The organism is Streptomyces sp. NPDC050263 (assembly GCF_040655955.1).
Classification (GTDB): domain Bacteria; phylum Actinomycetota; class Actinomycetes; order Streptomycetales; family Streptomycetaceae; genus Streptomyces.
This window is the reverse complement of sequence record NZ_JBFAKW010000314.1, coordinates 1-1,155: the sequence shown is the minus strand read 5'-3', so window position 1 is coordinate 1,155 and position 1,155 is coordinate 1. Positions and strand designations below refer to the sequence as shown.

Sequence of the window (1,155 nt, the reverse complement as noted above, 5' to 3'; positions counted from 1 at the left end):
CCTCGTACTGGACGTACTTGGGCTTTCGGCCGGTGCGGCGAGAGTGCGTGCCGGGCGTCGCGACGGGGCGAACGTTGCCTGCCGCGGCACTAGGTAGGTGTCCGGTGAACCTGTCCCGACTCGACCTCAACCTGGTCGTTGCCCTGCGTGCGCTGCTGGAGGAGCGCAACGTCACGCGGGCCGGCGAGCGCATCGGACTGAGCCAGCCCGCGATGAGCGCGGCGCTGTCCCGGTTGCGCCGCCATTTCGACGACGAATTGCTCGCCCGCACCGGCAACGCCTACGAGCTGACCCCCCTCGGCGCCGCCCTGCAGGATCGCAGCGCCACCGCCTGCGACCTGCTGGAACGGGTCTTCGCCAGCCAGGCCGACTTCGACCCGGCCGCCGAGACACGCGAGTTCACCCTGCTCTGTTCCGACTACGGCGCGGCCGTCTTCGGCTCCGCGCTCGCCCGCGCCCTGCACCGGGAGGCGCCCGGCATCCGGCTCACCTTCCAGCATTCGACGCCCGCGGTCGTGGAGAACACCGCGACCGCGCTGAGCACCGTCGACGGCCTGCTGCTGCCGCACGGCATCATCGACGGCTTCCCCTTCGTCGACATCCATCGGGACCGCTGGCTGTGCATGGTCGCCGACGACAACCCCGAGGTCGGCGACGAACTCTCCCTCGACCACCTCTCGCGCCTGCCCTGGGCGGTCTACCAGCGCCCCTACGACGCCCCGGCCGCCCGCCAGCTCAGCATGCTCGGCATCAGCCCTCGGGTGGAGGTCTCCGTACAGACCTTCCAACTGCTGCCCCACATGGTGGAGGGCACCCGCCGGATCGCCATGATCCAGGAACGCCTGGCACGCAAAGCGGTCCGCTCCGCCGCGGTACGCGTCCTGCCCTGCCCCTTCGAGGCCGTACCGGTGCGGGAGGCGATGTGGTGGCACCCGGTACACGCGCAGGACGCGGCCCACATCTGGCTGCGGCAGAAGGCGGCGGAGGTGGGCGCGACGCTGACCGGCCACGGCACGGACGAGGCCGTACCCGCCGCGCAGGGCGCAGGGTCGGTACCGGAACTGCTCTGATCCCGGCCCGGCGGCCGCCGTGACCCCGTCCCACGGCAGGGATGTGTTCGGCACGTGTCGGCCTCGCCGCCGTCCGATACGACGG

1 protein-coding gene is annotated in these 1,155 nt (G+C 71.8%); it reads left to right on the top strand.

From position 1 onward, the window contains the following. Nucleotides 1-104 precede the first annotated feature (104 nt). Nucleotides 105-1,070, top strand: a complete 966-nt coding sequence (locus AB0J04_RS46240; RefSeq protein ID WP_363174750.1) for a LysR family transcriptional regulator — start codon at nt 105-107, stop codon at nt 1,068-1,070. The last annotated feature ends 85 nt before the right edge of the window (nt 1,071-1,155 follow it).